Annotated in this window: 14 protein-coding genes; 1 reads left to right on the top strand and 13 read right to left on the bottom strand. The window is 65.8% G+C overall.

Annotated elements, in window-relative coordinates; all coding sequences use genetic code 11:
- Positions 1-54: 54 nt before the first annotated feature.
- From DMH01_RS14550 to DMH01_RS14500, 11 genes are read right to left on the bottom strand one after another with little or no spacing between them, the layout of a single operon-like run.
- On the bottom strand, positions 55-462 hold the full coding sequence (locus DMH01_RS14550) for a hypothetical protein (protein ID WP_125677048.1): 408 nt from the start codon (positions 460-462) through the stop codon (positions 55-57).
- The gene (locus tag DMH01_RS14545) at positions 431-892 is read right to left on the bottom strand and encodes a hypothetical protein (RefSeq protein ID WP_125677046.1); all 462 of its coding nucleotides are present in this window, start codon (positions 890-892) and stop codon (positions 431-433) included. The genes DMH01_RS14550 and DMH01_RS14545 overlap by 32 nt, the downstream gene beginning before the upstream one ends.
- A 19-nt stretch (positions 893-911) precedes the next feature.
- Entirely contained in the window at positions 912-1,613 is a 702-nt protein-coding gene (locus DMH01_RS14540; RefSeq protein ID WP_125677044.1) for a hypothetical protein, read from the bottom strand.
- Positions 1,610-3,439 carry a type IV secretory system conjugative DNA transfer family protein gene (locus tag DMH01_RS14535; RefSeq protein ID WP_233621606.1) on the bottom strand — a complete coding sequence of 610 codons (1,830 nt, stop codon included), beginning with the start codon at positions 3,437-3,439 and terminating at the stop codon, positions 1,610-1,612. The genes DMH01_RS14540 and DMH01_RS14535 overlap by 4 nt, the downstream gene beginning before the upstream one ends.
- A complete protein-coding gene (locus DMH01_RS14530; RefSeq protein ID WP_233621522.1) occupies positions 3,348-4,610 on the bottom strand; it encodes a C40 family peptidase in 1,263 nt (420 codons plus the stop codon). Before DMH01_RS14530 ends, DMH01_RS14535 begins: the two co-directional genes overlap by 92 nt.
- The gene (locus tag DMH01_RS14525) at positions 4,610-5,368 is read right to left on the bottom strand and encodes a hypothetical protein (RefSeq protein WP_125677042.1); all 759 of its coding nucleotides are present in this window, start codon (positions 5,366-5,368) and stop codon (positions 4,610-4,612) included. Before DMH01_RS14525 ends, DMH01_RS14530 begins: the two co-directional genes overlap by 1 nt.
- A gap of 11 nt (positions 5,369-5,379) precedes the next feature.
- Positions 5,380-6,978: an ATP-binding protein gene (locus DMH01_RS14520; protein ID WP_233621521.1), complete on the bottom strand. Its 1,599-nt coding sequence runs from the start codon at positions 6,976-6,978 to the stop codon at positions 5,380-5,382.
- Positions 6,972-8,474, bottom strand: coding sequence for an SCO6880 family protein (locus tag DMH01_RS14515; RefSeq protein ID WP_125677040.1), 1,503 nt, complete (start codon positions 8,472-8,474; stop codon positions 6,972-6,974). Before DMH01_RS14515 ends, DMH01_RS14520 begins: the two co-directional genes overlap by 7 nt.
- Positions 8,471-9,835 (bottom strand): hypothetical protein, encoded by a 1,365-nt coding sequence (locus DMH01_RS14510; protein WP_125677038.1) that lies wholly within the window; start codon positions 9,833-9,835, stop codon positions 8,471-8,473. Before DMH01_RS14510 ends, DMH01_RS14515 begins: the two co-directional genes overlap by 4 nt.
- Positions 9,832-10,683, bottom strand: coding sequence for a hypothetical protein (locus tag DMH01_RS14505; RefSeq protein WP_233621520.1), 852 nt, complete (start codon positions 10,681-10,683; stop codon positions 9,832-9,834). Before DMH01_RS14505 ends, DMH01_RS14510 begins: the two co-directional genes overlap by 4 nt.
- 5 nt (positions 10,684-10,688) lie before the next feature.
- Positions 10,689-11,009, bottom strand: a complete 321-nt coding sequence (locus DMH01_RS14500; protein ID WP_233621519.1) for a hypothetical protein — start codon at positions 11,007-11,009, stop codon at positions 10,689-10,691.
- Positions 11,010-12,406: 1,397 nt separating this feature from the next.
- On the opposite strand from DMH01_RS14500, the gene DMH01_RS14490 reads away from it, so the two are divergent.
- A complete protein-coding gene (locus DMH01_RS14490; RefSeq protein ID WP_125677036.1) occupies positions 12,407-13,060 on the top strand; it encodes a hypothetical protein in 654 nt (217 codons plus the stop codon).
- A 39-nt stretch (positions 13,061-13,099) separates the two neighbouring features.
- Here the strand turns inward: DMH01_RS14490 and DMH01_RS14485 are convergent, their stop codons facing one another.
- Positions 13,100-14,260: a DUF6545 domain-containing protein gene (locus DMH01_RS14485; RefSeq protein ID WP_125677034.1), complete on the bottom strand. Its 1,161-nt coding sequence runs from the start codon at positions 14,258-14,260 to the stop codon at positions 13,100-13,102.
- A 10-nt stretch (positions 14,261-14,270) separates the two neighbouring features.
- Positions 14,271-14,663, bottom strand: a complete 393-nt coding sequence (locus DMH01_RS14480; RefSeq protein ID WP_158633212.1) for an ImmA/IrrE family metallo-endopeptidase — start codon at positions 14,661-14,663, stop codon at positions 14,271-14,273.
- Positions 14,664-14,827: the final 164 nt, after the last annotated feature.

The raw sequence follows: 14,827 nt of genomic DNA, 5'->3' as shown, positions 1-14,827 counted from the left end.
CCAACGCCCATTGTGGACACGGCAACGATGGCTAAGTCGTAGTGTCCCGAGTGCTCAGGAGCAGCCGAGCCCACGGCCAAGGTCTTCGATGTCTCCGGAGTTCAAGGGATCGTCGAGATCGGCGACGATGTCCTCCTCGGAGATCGCGGCCGTGGAACGGTGCAGGTGCGCGTCGTCTTCGAAGTCTGTGACCGCGTAGCTGGTGACGTCGGCAGCGTGTTCCTGAGCTTCGTCTCCTCCGAAGTTTTGGTCGAGCAGGCTGGTGTACTGGTCGACGGCGTGTTCGGCGATCGTTCTGCCGTCGTAGGTCGTTGGGCTATCGATCGCCACTTGCTGCCGAGCTACGGGGGCAGCGATGCCTGCGGCGGTCAGTGCTTCGAACTCGTCGATCGCGTTATCGGCTTGGTACCGCACGTACCGATTGCTGTCGTCAGTACCCCATCCCGCGTCCAAGGTGTTCACCTCCGTCCACGTCGTCGTCAGTGGACTCGAAGGCCTGTGTGCGACCGTCCTTTGGCGAGGTGGTGGTCAGTGCGACTGTGATATCGATCCCCGCGAGATCTGCAGCGCGTGCGACGTGTCCGGCTTCCCTGCGCAGCTGGCCGTATGTGGAGGTGTCGGCTTCTCGTTGCGCGGCCAGCATTCGTCCGAGGTCGTCGGGAATGTCCGCGTACGGCCGGACTGCGTCAATGACGGCGCCGGGATAGGTGATCTCGCCGACCCGGGTGCCGATGTCGACCAGCATGATGTCTTCGCCGTATTCGTTGGTGCCGTTGAAGACTTGGGCGAAGTAGGTTTGCATTCCTCGGTCCCATCCGACGACGATCTCCAGGTGCGGGTTCGTGGTCGTGTCCCGCGGTGTGAGGGGGACACGGTTGTTCGGGTACGCCACGGCCTATTCCTCTCTTGTCCTATTTGTCGTTCGCCTGGTTGCGGTGGGGCTGCGGCTGCGCGGCCGGGGTTGCTTGGTCTTCCGCTGCGTCGTGGGTGGGGTCACTTCCGTGCGCGGAGTAGCGATCGGGCCGTGCTGGTGCGCCAGCGTCCTTGTGGCTGCTGGCGCGGCAGTGGGCGTGTGTCCACTCGCTGGACAGGCGGGCGGCGAAGCCGGGCCGGAACGTGTGGTGCCAGTACTGCGCGTCTTTGACGTTGGCTCTGGGGCCGGTGTTCGCCGCGCGCCAGAAGTAGGCGAGTGTGGCGATCTCGGCCAGGAGTCCGGGGTGGTTCAGCCAGCAGTCCGGGATGGCAACGGCGCGCGAGCCGGGGAGGCCGACGTAAGTGGTGTTGTAGTACTCGACGAAGAGGGCGATGCCGACCAACGGGTCGCGGGCACCTGAGGCGGGAGGGTCGAAAGGTACCCAGGGGGCCGGCCGGTTCTTTCTCTGGTCCGGGTCGGCCTCGTCGTCCGCGACGAGTCGTTGCAGTTGTAGCGCGAGGTCTTTGGCCAGGTCGTGCTGCTGCGCGACCTCGCGTCGTAGGTCACCGATGGCGGCACGCAGGATCGCGATCTGTTGTTCGGGTGTGTCGCCTGCCGTCGGTTCCTGCCGGTTGCCTGTGCCGTCCTGATGCTCGTCGGGTTGTCGCCGCGGGGGTCGGGGGATGTCCTCGTTGCTCATCGCGAGCCGCCGATCGCGGTGGCGGCGGCACGGAGTTGTTGGGCCCGTTGGTAGGTGTAGCCGTCGGTGGTGATCTGGGCGTTGCCGGCCCGGATGGTGTCGACGTCCGCGTTGAGCTGGTCCCAGTCCTGTCGGCGGGATACGTCGACGGTGCGGCCGAGGATCGGTCGGAGATTGGCGTGAATGATCAGGACGCGGCCCTTGTCGAGGGTGCGGATGGCGCCAGGCCGGTAGGTCAAGGCGTCTTCCGCGCCGGTGGCTGTGCGGCCAGCGCCGAACCAGCCGTCGCTGTGTTGCTGGTAGGTCTTGCGCCGGTGGTGTCCCGCGAGAGTGGAGAGCCATTCGAGCGTCTTGTCGTCTTTGATGCTGTCGAAAACAGTCAGTGTGAGGGTGTTGTCGATCAGCTGCCGTCGGCCGTGTTCGCCGTAGAGTTCGTCGAGCTGGGAGCGTGACTGTGCCGACCAGTGGATGAGTACGCCGCGTCCGGAGGTATCGGCGATCAGACCGGGTAGCCGCGGTACGGGTGTTCCGTCGAAGAGTTCGTCGAAGATCATGGTGGCGGCCGGTTCGAGTCGTCGGCGTTCCTGCTCGAGCGCGAGGTCTTGGGCGGTGGTGACGACCTGCTCCCCGAGCGCGGTCAGCACTGGCCGGGCTTGCGGTGCTTGGTGTTCGCCCGCGATGACGAACATGGACCCTTTGCGCAGAAGGAAGTCCTGGATGTCGAGTTCCTCGCCGGGCGGTGGTGTGGCGAAGTCTCGGATCGCGGGGTCCATGAAGGGTTCCAAGGCGCGGCGCACCGACATCCAGACCGCGTCGGAGGTCTCAGCGACCATGCCGATCTCCGAGGCGAGGTTGTAGGCGAAGTTCGGATATCGGGCGCTGAGCATCTCGACCGGTTCTTGGTCGGCGGGTTTCGTGATCGCCCAGCTGACGAGATCGGTCACAGTCCGCTGATGGTCCGCGGCGGCGAGCAGGTAAGCCTGGAGGACGATCGAAGCGCGGCCACGGAAGACTTTGTCGTTGCCGCCGGTCTCGCGGAGGCCAAGCGAGGACGCTTCGATGAGGGTTTCGGCGCGGCGCAACGCGACGGACGGGTCATGACAGCCGGTGATCGGTGACCAGCGCACCCGGGCGGGCCAGTGGACAGTGCCGGTGGCGTCACACAGCAGGACCGGTCCTGCGTCGGGCCGCCGTGTGCGCGCAAGCATCGCCCACTCGGCGAGATCGGGCTTCGTGGTAGAGGCGTACAGGGCACCGGGCGCAGCGAGCACCTTATGGATGAGGTCGGTGCGGCTCTTCCCGGAACGGGTCGGCGCGATCACCCCTGTCGGGTTCTCCAGGGAGGTCACGAGCAGTTGGTGATTCGGTCCTCGGTGTAGCGGGACGGCGACTTCCGTGAGGTCGGCGGCCTTGCGTTCCTGCTTGGTGAGGTCACCACGGGTCCAGGCGGCTGTGACGCGGGCGCGGCGCGGCGACAAGGTCTTGCGCATGTCCCGGCGGGTGGCGTGTCCGGGTTTCACCGGCCGCCAGCGCCGTCGCCCGACGATGGCGAGCGTGACGACGGCTGTTGCGCTCAGTGCCACAAGGACTGCGGTGATCGCCCAGAACACGGTGGCGTGGTCGTCGAGGGCCGATGCCCACGGCTCGCGCAGGTGCGCGCCGGGGCTGGCGGGGGCCACGATGATGCGCCCCGCGTTCGGTAGCCAAGCCGGGAAGGGCGGCCAGGACCAGCCGCTACCGGTGACACCGCATGTCACGGCCGCGGCAGTGTTGATCGCGGCCGCGAGGGCGAGGATCAGTATGAGCGCGGCGATGATCAGGCCCATGAGGGCTGCGTCGCGGTCCATGCCGCTGACGCGGGCCGGGTTGTTGCCCATCTGGCGGTCTCCCTCCCGAGTTCGGGGAGGGCGTGCTGGGGTCTGCGACGCGGCGGATCATCACGATCTTTCCGCTCCACGCGGACAGCGGTTCGAGGATCACACCGGTGCTGGAGTCGTAGGCGTTGACGATCAGGCCGTGCCCCGCGTACATGCCGACATGGCGCGGATTAGCTGGCGTTCCTAGGGATCCGGGAATGAAGAGCAGGTCGCCGGGCATGAGATGGTTCAGGCCGGGGACCGCGTGTCCGGTATGGACTTGGCTGACAGTTCCGGCTGGAATCCCTACGCCTGCGGCGGCCCATGCGGCGAGCATGAGCCCGGAACAGTCGAATCCGTTCGGGCCTTTTCCGCCCCATACATAGGGCTTCCCTAGTTGCGCGAGGGCGTAGGTGACCGCTGCGCGTTGCCGAGGGTCGGCTGGGTATTGGTAGCCGGCGGGCAGTTTGGTGCGGTCAACCTCGTTCGGGCTGATCGGGATATCCGAGCCGCCGTCGTCGACGCAACCCGCGGGCAGGTCCGCGGTCTCGGTACGTTGCCGGACAGGCGCCGCCGGCGGTGCTGTGTCGTTCCATACCGCGTTGGTGATTCGTGCTGCCTCAGATTCGCGCGGCGCGTATCGATCCGGGAAGCCGGAGCGCTGGACCCGCTGCTGCGCCTGTCCGGGCGGCAGGGTGTCCCAGCCGGGGATGGCGACCAGCCGGTCGAGGAACGCGTTCGTGGCGTAGACCGGGTTGAGGATCTGCGCCGGTGTGCCCCAGCCCTGGGAGGGACGCTGCTGGTAGACGCCGAGGGAGTCGCGGTCTCCGTAGTCCAGGTTGGCCAGTTTGGATTCCACGAGTCCGGTCGAGATGGCCAGGACCGCTGCTCTGCGAGGCAGGCCTCGTTGCCGGACGACAGTGACGATCGTGCGGGCAATGTCCAGTTGTTCAGCGGACGGTGCAGGAGTGGGGTCTTTGACGATCCTGCCGATTCCGGTTTCCGGCGGCTCGCAAATCGGTCCGGGGCCACCGCCGGCGGCGATGAGCAGCAGGCCGAGTGTCGCGATCGGTGCCACGATTTGCACCACGACGGCGAGGAAGACCACGGCGCCCCATCCTGCGCGCTTCTCGTGGCTCATCAGTAGCCCATTCCGGTACCGAAGCTGAGATCATCGTCGGGTGGCTCTTCCCGCAGCGCAATGTCACGCTCCATCAGATCGTTTTCATCTACAGCTTCGTGTTTCCTCTGCAGATCGCGGGGATCAGGAACTGGGGTGTATCGGACATGGGCAAGAGTCTTTGCTAGCGCTTCAGGGGTCGACACGCCATATTTCTTGCCGTCGGCGATGACTGGGCTCAGCAACTGCTCTTCGCCGTGGCGCGAATCCGGCCATCCCCACGGGATCGTGAGCTCGTGTCCGCCTCTGGTGTATGTCTCCGAATGCCCGCCGTTGATCAGACTGACTTCGCTCATGACCCAGCCGTGCTCAGCCAGGATGGGATTCACCTGTTCATGCGACAGTTGCGTGGCGAATCCTCCTGGTCGATAAAGCTCGTTCATCTTGTCGTTGTAACGTTGTTCGTTCTTATAGACCCGGGAGTCTTCACGCAGGTCAGTCATCGTTGCGTTAGGAAGCCTTCGCCCGACGTCAAGGAGGTGATCGAGTTCAGCGGGCACGTCCGCGTAGGCGCAGACTGCTTCAACTACCACCAGAGGGTCAGAGATCTCCTCGAATGTGGTTCCAATTCTCAGAGCGAAATTTTCGCGTCCAGTTGCGTCGACGCCGTTACTCACGTGCGCATAGTAGGTCTGGAGCGCCTGGTCCCATCCGACGTGAACCTCTCTGGCTGCATGCAGGTTCGGAAGGGGCTGTAGCTGAATCCGTGCGTCACCCATCAGCCCGCTCCTTACACCTCAAGAGATTGACTGTCACGGGCGACGATTCGATCGTAATCCTCTTCGCCGCAGTCGGGCTTATGGGCGGACACGGACCGAATACTTCGGCGAGTGCTTCGCAGTTGGACGTTAGTGTCGAAGTGGCGTCGTTCGACGGCACTGAGCACGGTCTGCACTTTGCGTCCGGTCTGGTTTTCCGTCTTCCACAGGGCGCGTCCGCGGCGGTGGTTGGCCCATCCTGATACCGCTTGTTGTTCTTTCTCCGCCAGCGAGAGCGCTTCGCCGAGCTCGGACGCGACTCTGGTTGTCTGCCCGAAAAGGACTCTCGTGCTAAACAGGCTGAGCATGTCGCGGGCGATCGACGCTGCCTGCGATCCGGCGTCGCCAACGGTCAGGAAATCCGCGGGTTTGTGAACGAGCGCGACCTGGATGATCTTGTGCTTGCGGGAAAGGCGCAGTTCGCTGTCGAAGGACATCAGCGCGCGGACTCCGAGCCGCATTTGTCGCCACACTTCGTCGCGGACGACGATGCGGATCTCGCCATCGTCTTGGAGGTCGGTGGCGATGGCCGACCATGACCCGAGGCACGTCAGGGCGACTGCGACTGCCTTGTCCCCGCGGCTGTCCAGCCGGGACAGGTCCATCGATTGCGCGGGGGCGTCCCAGTCGAGTTCCACATTGGTCGGCGCGTCGAACATGCCGGCGAGCGGCCCGGAAACCAGGTTGTTCAGCGCGTCGGTGATGGGGCGCAGGTGGTCGAGGAACTGGCGCCGGTCGGCGAACCTGCTCTCCTGCCAGAGCTCGTCGGGCGGATCGGCAAGGGCGCGATGAACGTCGGGGATGGTGATCGGGCGAAGCCGGGTGTTGGCGTCCGCTGCGCCAACGGCGCGGTGCAGAACGGCGGAAAGAACGGCTTCGTCCGTCACAGTGGCGGCATACCCTTGGGCTTCGGCGAGCGCGGTGAGCAGTTGTACCCACCGGCCGAGTACCCAGGTGAGTTCATTGCGTTGACGCCTCGCAGTCCAGGTGTCCCAGCGCGCCGTGAGCGGGCCGAGGTCGAGGGCATTCATGCGGGCCGGACTGCCGGGGCCGAGCACGATCGGTGTCGCTCCCAGCGCCTTCAGGACTGGTGTGTACTCGCCCTTGACGTCACCGCTGATCAAGGTCTTCACGCCAAAGGGCATCATGCGCGTCGTGAAGGCGACGACGGTGGAGCTTTTCCCGGTTCCCGGCTCGCCGAACACGACAACGTTCGGATTCGTGCAGGCACCGGTGAGCACAGCCTCGACGGGATGAACGTAGAAAGCTCCCCCGGCAGTGACGTCATAGCCGATCCTCGCCCCGACCGCTGGCATCGGACTGGACGCCAGGAGTGGGAAGACGCCACCGACTTCGTGCGTGCTGGCCTGATACACCGCCAGAGGCGGTGGCACTGGTGACCATCCGTGCCCGGGGCGGCGGCGGCCACGGCGAGGCGCGATCGCCCGGTTGACCGGCTCACGACGTCGAGTTCGCGGCTGCTCGGGTTTTCTCACTGCTGGCGGTGCGCCGAAGGTGGACAGCAGGTCCCGCACGGACCGTTCGGCGGCTGCGTGGTCGCGGGTCACCATCCACCTCCACGCAGCCGGGGAAGGCCGATGCCGAGCGGAAGCACGGTGGCGACGAACGCGGCATCCTGTGCGAGTTCCATACGCAGCAACCGGAATCTCCCGGCGATGGCGCTTTCCAGTCGGGCCGCGTGGTCTTCGACCGGCCAGGTCGAAGGCACTGTGACCGCGGTCGCGACCGCGAATCTGACCATGCCGTGACCGGACGCGATCGCGTCCTCCTGAATGCTGGCGCGTCGGGCTTCGTGGCGGTCCTCGGCACTGGCGGCGAACCCTTTGGTCGCCTTCCAGTCCCGTATGACGCGGGTCCGGAACCGGGTACCGCGTACGGCCCGGTGCGCGCGGTTGGCCGGCATGATCTCGTAGTGCACGGCGAGGCTGCGCCGTTCGCCCGGTGTCTTCACCGCCAGAAGAGAGCTGAGGGAACCGAACACCGTGCCGCGGTGTGGCATCAGCACCGCATAGGACACGGTGGAGAAGCCATCATGGTGGTAGGCCCGCGCGGACGGTGCCGGAGCATGAGTCGGACCGGCTGCCGCCCACGGAAGCCTGGTGGACGCGGGCTTTCCCTGGTTATGACTCGCGTTCAGGATGGCCGCCGTCGCTGGGTTGAACCCGGTGCGGATCGCTTCGGCCAGGTGTCCACCCGACAGCCAGCGAACACTGTGGGCGCCGAGGGCACGGAACCGTTCGTCGATGCTGTCCAGGACGCGGTAGAGCACGATGGCGCGGCCGTTGGCGCCACCTCCGGCGGCGATAGCTGGGCGCCGGAGGGTGTCTTCCCGTCCGCTGATCGTCACGAAGATCTCGTGGCGGACCGAGGGCAGGCCGATGGTGCGGTCGAGTTCCCTGGTTGTCTCGGCTGCCAGTGGTGGCGCCGGGACGACTTCGTTGCGGGCCCGCCATGCACGGTAGTCAGCCCCGTCATCGGGAACAGTCCGCACCAGAAGTGACATCCGGTCGATGACCTCACGCTGGCCAAGGGCTTCGAGCAAGTTCCCCAGTCGCGCCGCAAGCAGCTCGCATTCGTTGTCTGACAGCATTCCCACACCGGAGTGGGACAGGCGCGCGGTCGCACCCCAGCGACCTTCGCCAGTGTCGTGGATCAGGCAGACCCGTCCCTGGTCACGCAGCGGTGGCCCGTCAGGGAATCGCACCCGGGCCAGCGCGCCGGGCAAGTCGGGCTCGTCGGGGTCGACTTGCCCGGTGGCGGCTCGGGTTTGCCAGCGCGTCCAGCCGAAGGCTGCGCCGACCTGGAACAGCAGCAGATGAGCCAGCCAGCGCGCGGCGGTCCGTCCGCGGACAGGCACCGCAACCAGTGCCGCCAGCGGGCAGCTGACGCACGCGATCACTAACGCCTTGGTGATCTCACCTGCGGAAAGGGTGATCGCAACCGGCACGGCGAGCGCGACGCACGCTAGCGCCTGCGCCGGCGTCAGCCCGAGGATCCAGCCGTCGTGCTCACGTCGTGAGAGCCCTCGATACACGCGGCTGCTCATTCGAGCACCTTCCCCGCGTTCGGATCGCCGCCCTCGTCGTCGCTGTCGTCCTCAACCGCGGCCTCGACGGCGGACGCGGCAGCCGCCTCCGGGAGCACCCCAGCCGCCGCGTCTGCGGCGTCAGACTCCGAGGATTCGTCTCCGGCCGCTAACACGTCTCCGGTTTCGGGGGCCTCGCCGACGTCGCGGACCGAATCAGGCGGCGGCGAGTCGCTGCCCCCCGTGGCGATCGCACCTTCTTCAGGTCCACTTCGGTCGCTATCTCTGTCCTCCGCCTCAGCGGTGGAGTCACTGGGTTCATCGTCAGGAGCGGCCGGTTCGGCGTCGTCCGTGGCCGAGTCAAAACGGTCAGTGTTCGCCGCCTCGGAATCATCCGGGGTGCCGGTTTCCTCGTCGTTGTCAGAACCACCGAACAGCTTGTTCTTGGCCGCGTTGAACGCCGATGTCCCCGCTTTTCCGCCTGGGCTGTCGGAGCCGTAGGAGTCCATCCCGGCATCGGAGAACGCTCCACGAACGGCCGCCCCCGCTTCTGTATTGGGATCGATGAACGCGAACAGCTTGAACAACACGAGAGGAACCCAGACGGACATCCATAGGATGGCGACCCCGGCGAGCAGACCTGAAAGTCCCTTCGCCTCACCAGTCGCACCGATGCCGATCACCAGTACGACGGCGATGCCCGGCTTGATAAAGATGATCGCCAGTACCCATCGCATGCCGCGCCAGAACCAGACTGCGGTCGTGTTCGAGATGAGACCGGCTGCGATGATCGGTACAGTCGCCGTCAACAGATAGATGGCCGCTTCGCGGAAGACCATCTCCATGGCGAAACCCAGCACTGCGGGAACGAGACCGAAAATCGCGGTCAGCCCGAGCACGACAGCCTTCACCGAGTCGGTGCCGGCGTCGACCAGCCCCATTACCTTCAGGGCGTCACTGAAGTTTCCGACGTGCAGGACGTTCAGAATTCCGGTCGTGGCTCCGTCCGCGGCGGCGAGGAAGCCGGCGATCGCCCCGACCGTGACTGCGAGAGCGGCACCGTACTGGAAGGGTCCGGACATGACACGGATGAACCCGCGGCCTCCACGCAGGACCGAGACGGTGATTTGCCAGAAGAACAGCCCGAGCGCGATGACGCCCCCGAGCCACAGCATCATCGGCCACAACGTTCCGACAGGTCCGTCCGTTGTCGATACTGTGAACGTCGAGAGCCAGTCGACCAGGGTGAACGCCTCGCGCAGCAGCCACAGCGCCGAGATCCAGATACCCTGCATCGCTACTTCGAAGACGCTGGATGCCAGCCCACCGACCAGATCACCGGCGGTCCGTCCCAGCCAGACGAAAATGTCCTCCGGAGTCATCGCGGAATCCCACCCAGGCTGCGATACCCGGCCTGCACGGATTCCGCGCTACCTGGCCACGCACTCGCTGCCATCGCGGCCTGGTTTCCCGTGCTGATCCGCCACGCGGCTCCGATCCAGCGCATCGCCTGGCAGTCACCGACCCCCATGGACGTCGACTGTCCGTTGTAGTCAAAGGTGAGGATGCCGAGCACGCAGACCACGGCATAACGCCCTTGGTCCGTGGTCCCCTTGACCTGCCCGTGGGTCACGTCATAGGTGACCGTCAAGCCTGGCTTTGGCTCCCCGGACGCGATTCCGGCACGCATGCGGAAGGTAGACAGCAAGGTGTGCAGTCCCGTGCGGTCGACCGCAGGCGCGCCGGGTAGGGCGATCTCGGTGTAGGCCCGATCGTAGACAGCCGGATCTCCTCCTCGCAGGCCCGTTTCATCGGCTGTTTTCAGCTGAGCAAGGGCGCCTCCGGGTGTTCCCGGGAACCCGCCGGGGATCCACACGCCAGCGGTATGGCTCGCTTCCGGGATCTTCAGTTCCGGCCCGGCCTGTGGACTCAGCGCGTGGGGCTGCGCGGCCTCGGCCGGCAGGCGAAGCATCGGGCGCAGAGCGAGTTTCTTCTGTGCTACAACGTCCCAGCCGGGTTCCGGGGTCGGCTCTGGCTCGAGTGTCGTGACCTTCCCGGGCGCAGCCGGGTTGCTAGGTCCTGTTCCTCCTGGCGGCGGCGTGGTCGTTGTTCGGAAATTCGCGATGGCCAGTGCCGCAGCGAGGCCAACTACAAGCAATGTGATGAGTATGAGGGCGAGAATCGTCATCCGGGCGCGGACGAGGCGACGATCGGTGTCGGGAGTGAACATGCCGCTCACCCCTTGGAGAATCCGTCGATCAGCGAGTAGCCGATCCCGTACAGGATGGCTCCGCCGATAGCGCAGAGCATCATGACCAAGCCGACCTTGCCCGCGCGGTGGTGATCGACCCAGCGGCCACCAGCCCAGACGGTGAGGCCGATGAAGAACGCCGCCATCAAGGCGATACCCGCGGCCCACTTGACGTTGTTGAGGAGGCCGAGGATCGCTTTGGCGCCCGGCGGCTCTACTGGGACAGGGTTCGGCAGGGGCGCCGGGCTAGGCGTTGGAGGGGCCGGTTGCTGGGTCAGCCATTCCACGATGGTGTGGGCGATCATGAGTGCGCCCTCCCTTTTCACGGGCCTGGTCCTTCGGACCGGGCGTACGGAGCCGGGAGGGCTTGTCGGTGGGTACGAGTTCGAGTCGCCGTAGCACCGGGAGCACGGCCGAGCGAATACGGGACGGTGTGACGTCGGCGGTAACACCGTGAGCGGCCAGCTCGGGATCAGGCCGCAGGAAGATGGCGCTGTCGAGCAGCTTTTGTACGCGGATTCCGGCGGTGGCCGTGACGGTGGCGGGCCATCGTCGAGCTCCAACCACCACGAGTTGCACCGGTAGCGTGATGGCATCGACGCGGGTCCAGGTTTCGAACCTCGCGAGAATCTGTTCGGCGTGGGCCAGTGATGGCGTGCTCGGCCGGACGGCGAGAATCGGTATCGGGGCTGGATTCCCGCCGCGTAGCCACGCTCCTGCCCCGAGGAGAGGGTTTGCGCCGACGCGCCACGGGTCGTGTCCGATGTCGACAACCGTGACATCGATCTTGCGTGGACCTGGGCGCCAGAACGCCGGCGGGGGAAGCATTCCCGGCGCCAGGACCGGGAGCGTTGTTTCCGCGCGGGCCAGCAGAGCCTGGGCACGCCAGGAGAACCGGATCCGGATCGCCGGATGAGGCCCTGGCACCTGGGGGCCGTCAACTGCGGAGGCGCGGCTCAGGCCGGACCGGCTCGGGTCAGCGGTGTCGATCATCAGCACGGACCGGCCAGCGATCTGTAACGCGTCGGCGACGGTGGCGGCGGTGACGCTGGCTCCTGCGCCCGGTGAAGCGGCGAGCACCGGAACCACGCGCCCGAAGTCCGCCCAGTCGGCGGGGTCACCAGTAGGTTGCCCGGCCTGCCAGACGCTGGCGGCGACCGCACGTGCGGTCGCCGCGGCGACCGAGGCACTCCGGTCTACATCGCGAGCCGACGGGGATGTATCCGCACCGCTCTGTCCTACCTCGAGGCCACGGGCAAGGATCTCCGCGTCGACAGCGGCTTGGAGATCGGGGCGGCTCAAGGCCGATTCGGCGGGTCTAGCTATGGAAGGCCTGGACGGCGGTACTTGTCGGCTCACGCTTCCGCCTCCTCTCCAGCGGGGATCTGCCGACAACCCGGTCGGGTTGTCGGCGACAAGATCCGGTGGAGAGTGACCGGACCCGCGTGGGCGATCGCCCATGCGGGGTAATTTCGCGACCTGACGCATGCCGCCAGTACGGGAGCCAGCGACACGAAGCCCTGGTCGACGGCGGAACGACACACATCGAACCGGACTCAGATCGTCTTACTTTGTTGACTATCTATCGTCAACACTAGGCGATCAAGCGATAATGTCAACTAAAGTGAGCATTCAGACGACTAGACGCTCAGTCAGGCGACCGCCTGGGTACGGTGTGCGGTGAACTGAAAGGGGGATGCCGATGGTTGACGACGCGGACACGACAGCGGCAGAGGACATCAGCGAGAAGGAGCCTGCCGAATCGCCGGTGCCGCTGCGTACGCCGGCAGCGCAGATCCAGCTGACGACCACGCTGCTGTCACTCCCGACCCTGGCGGAACGCTTGTCGTACTTGATCGACCACGAGTCCTTCTGCTACCTGTGGCGGGGCGATCTGGTGTTCGACCCCGAGGTGATCGCCGAGAAGCCGCGCGGCTTGAAGCAGAAGAGGGTATACCCGCCGAAGATCGCGTCGTGGGTCGAGCGTCGGGCAGGCGAGAAGAGTCTTAGCCGCGCGATGATCTACTCCTATGCCAGTGGCAAGACACGCCACCTCCGTGCACCGGTCGCGCTCGCTCTGGCGGGCTTCTGGCGTATCGATGCCCGCCTGCTGGACCCTTCGGTTCCGGCCAGTCAGCTCGAGGATCTTCTGGATGACCCCGAAGGGCTTGACGACCTGGACCGGCGGACCTATGAGCTGATGAACAAGATCGGGTTCACCGGGGTCCGACCCCGCGAGGTTCAGTCGCTGGGCCAGGACGATGTCGTTCAGCGGATGGCTTTTCTGGAGGTTCTGCAAGCGATCGACCGCAGCCGGTCGTCACCACCGGACACCGAACAGCTGCCATCGTCATGACGGGTACCACCACAGGGAAGCGGTAGCCGGCCGACGAGGTCACCGGTGGCACCTGCCGGGATCCATGCTGGCACAGGCGCGCTGGACGATGTCGTTCACCGCGTTGTCGGTCCATGCGCGCGCCACCTCGGCGATCCAGCCGAGTTCGCTCTGTTCGTCGGCCGCCAGCAGGGTGGGCTGCGGCGCGGGATCGGCGTTCTGCCCCGACGTCGCGACGTGTGAGCCGCTCTCGAAGGCGGCGAGGGCAATTCTCAATTTAGCGGCCGCGGTCACGCGCGCCCCGCGTCTCGCGCCCAGCCGCCGCTGTGTGATCACCGTGGCGATCGTGGGTTCCAGCGTAGGATCGACATAGCTTCGCAGCGTCAGGCAGGTGTCGAAGACCTGGACGACTTGCCTACGGAAGTCCAGGTCGTCCTCCCCTGTGTACAACTCGGACTGCGACCAGACCGGCCGAAGGCGCTCCCAGAGGAGTTTGATCGCTTCGGCCCGTGCCTGATCCTTGGATTCGTCGACCCGGCGTGCCGCAGCCGCGAAACCCGATCCCGCCGCGAACAGGACAGCGCCGAGGGCCTCGGCGAGGAGCGTGAAGGCGGAATTCCGGATCGGCGCGTCAGGGACGACGAGAGTTTCGAGCAGTACCAACGCCTTCCACACCAAGCCGACTAGCCCGACACCCATACCCAGGGCAGCGAGGAAGATCCCGAAGCGCACCTCCGAGTCAGCGCCGCGAGATATCCGCCAAGCTCCACGGATGAACGCCACAATCCACGTGATCATGAACCCGAGATAGATCAGCGTGAACGCCAACGACGCCGGGTGTCGACCGGTAACGCCGAACTGCGGATCTGCCGTGCCGAACAGCACGTACAAACCGCCGAGGACACCAGCACATCCCGCGAACAAGGCGACCGTTGTCCGCACCCGTACCGTCGTCATCGTCACCGTACGCAGGAAACCCGCCATACAGACCATCGCAAGCATGGTCAAGATGCAGTGGATCAGATAGGCGACGTGCTGCACTCCCGTGTGCTGGTCACTCCAGCGCATCGTGGCCGGCGCCCCCGCTACGAGGGAAGCACTGGCGAGCAACAGCCCGACCGTGAGATAGTCGCGGCTTAGCGCGGAAGGCAGGTGCCGATCCACGGCGAGCCTGCGCGCGCATTCGCTGAAAGTGACCAGCGCGGCAATGTAAGCCGCCACGCTGGAAAGGTCAGACACCGTACTGGTACCGGTGGCTTCGTGATCCGAACGCCGCGAGCACCTCCCGGTAGGACCCGCGCATCCGGTGCCGTCGTTCCACCAGCCTTACCCGCGCCGCGAATCGGTACGCGAATTCCTCCGCTTCCAGCTCTTCCCAAGGCTGGCTGCGACTGTCGGGGAATCCTGGGCTGCGCGAGCACTGGTGGCCCAGTAGCAGGTGGCCGAGTTCGTGGGCCAGGATGTGCACGACGTGCGCCAATGGGGTACCGCGCACCACGAACACATAGTCCATCGTCTTGGTGGTTACGAGCATGCCGCTGGGCGTCGCCGCCGTGGCGTTCATCCGCCACAGCGTCAAGGGCGTCTTCCGCTGCGCGCTCAACTCCTCGAGGAAGGTCGTCACTTCGAATCCGGGGCGGATCGGTAACGTCTCGATCAGATCGTCGCAGCGCCGCCTGAGTTCTCTCCGGCTGCCCCCGAAAGCCATGGCGTCCCCTCTCCCTCGCTACGTCTGGTAGCCCGCTTGTGTTCGGTACCGGGCAGATCTAAGCCGCATGCCTGCGCCGA

The organism is Amycolatopsis sp. WAC 04182, assembly GCF_003947465.1.
In the GTDB taxonomy this organism is placed as follows: domain Bacteria; phylum Actinomycetota; class Actinomycetes; order Mycobacteriales; family Pseudonocardiaceae; genus Amycolatopsis.
Note: the sequence above shows the minus strand (reverse complement) of the source record. Positions and strands in the feature narration are given on the sequence as shown.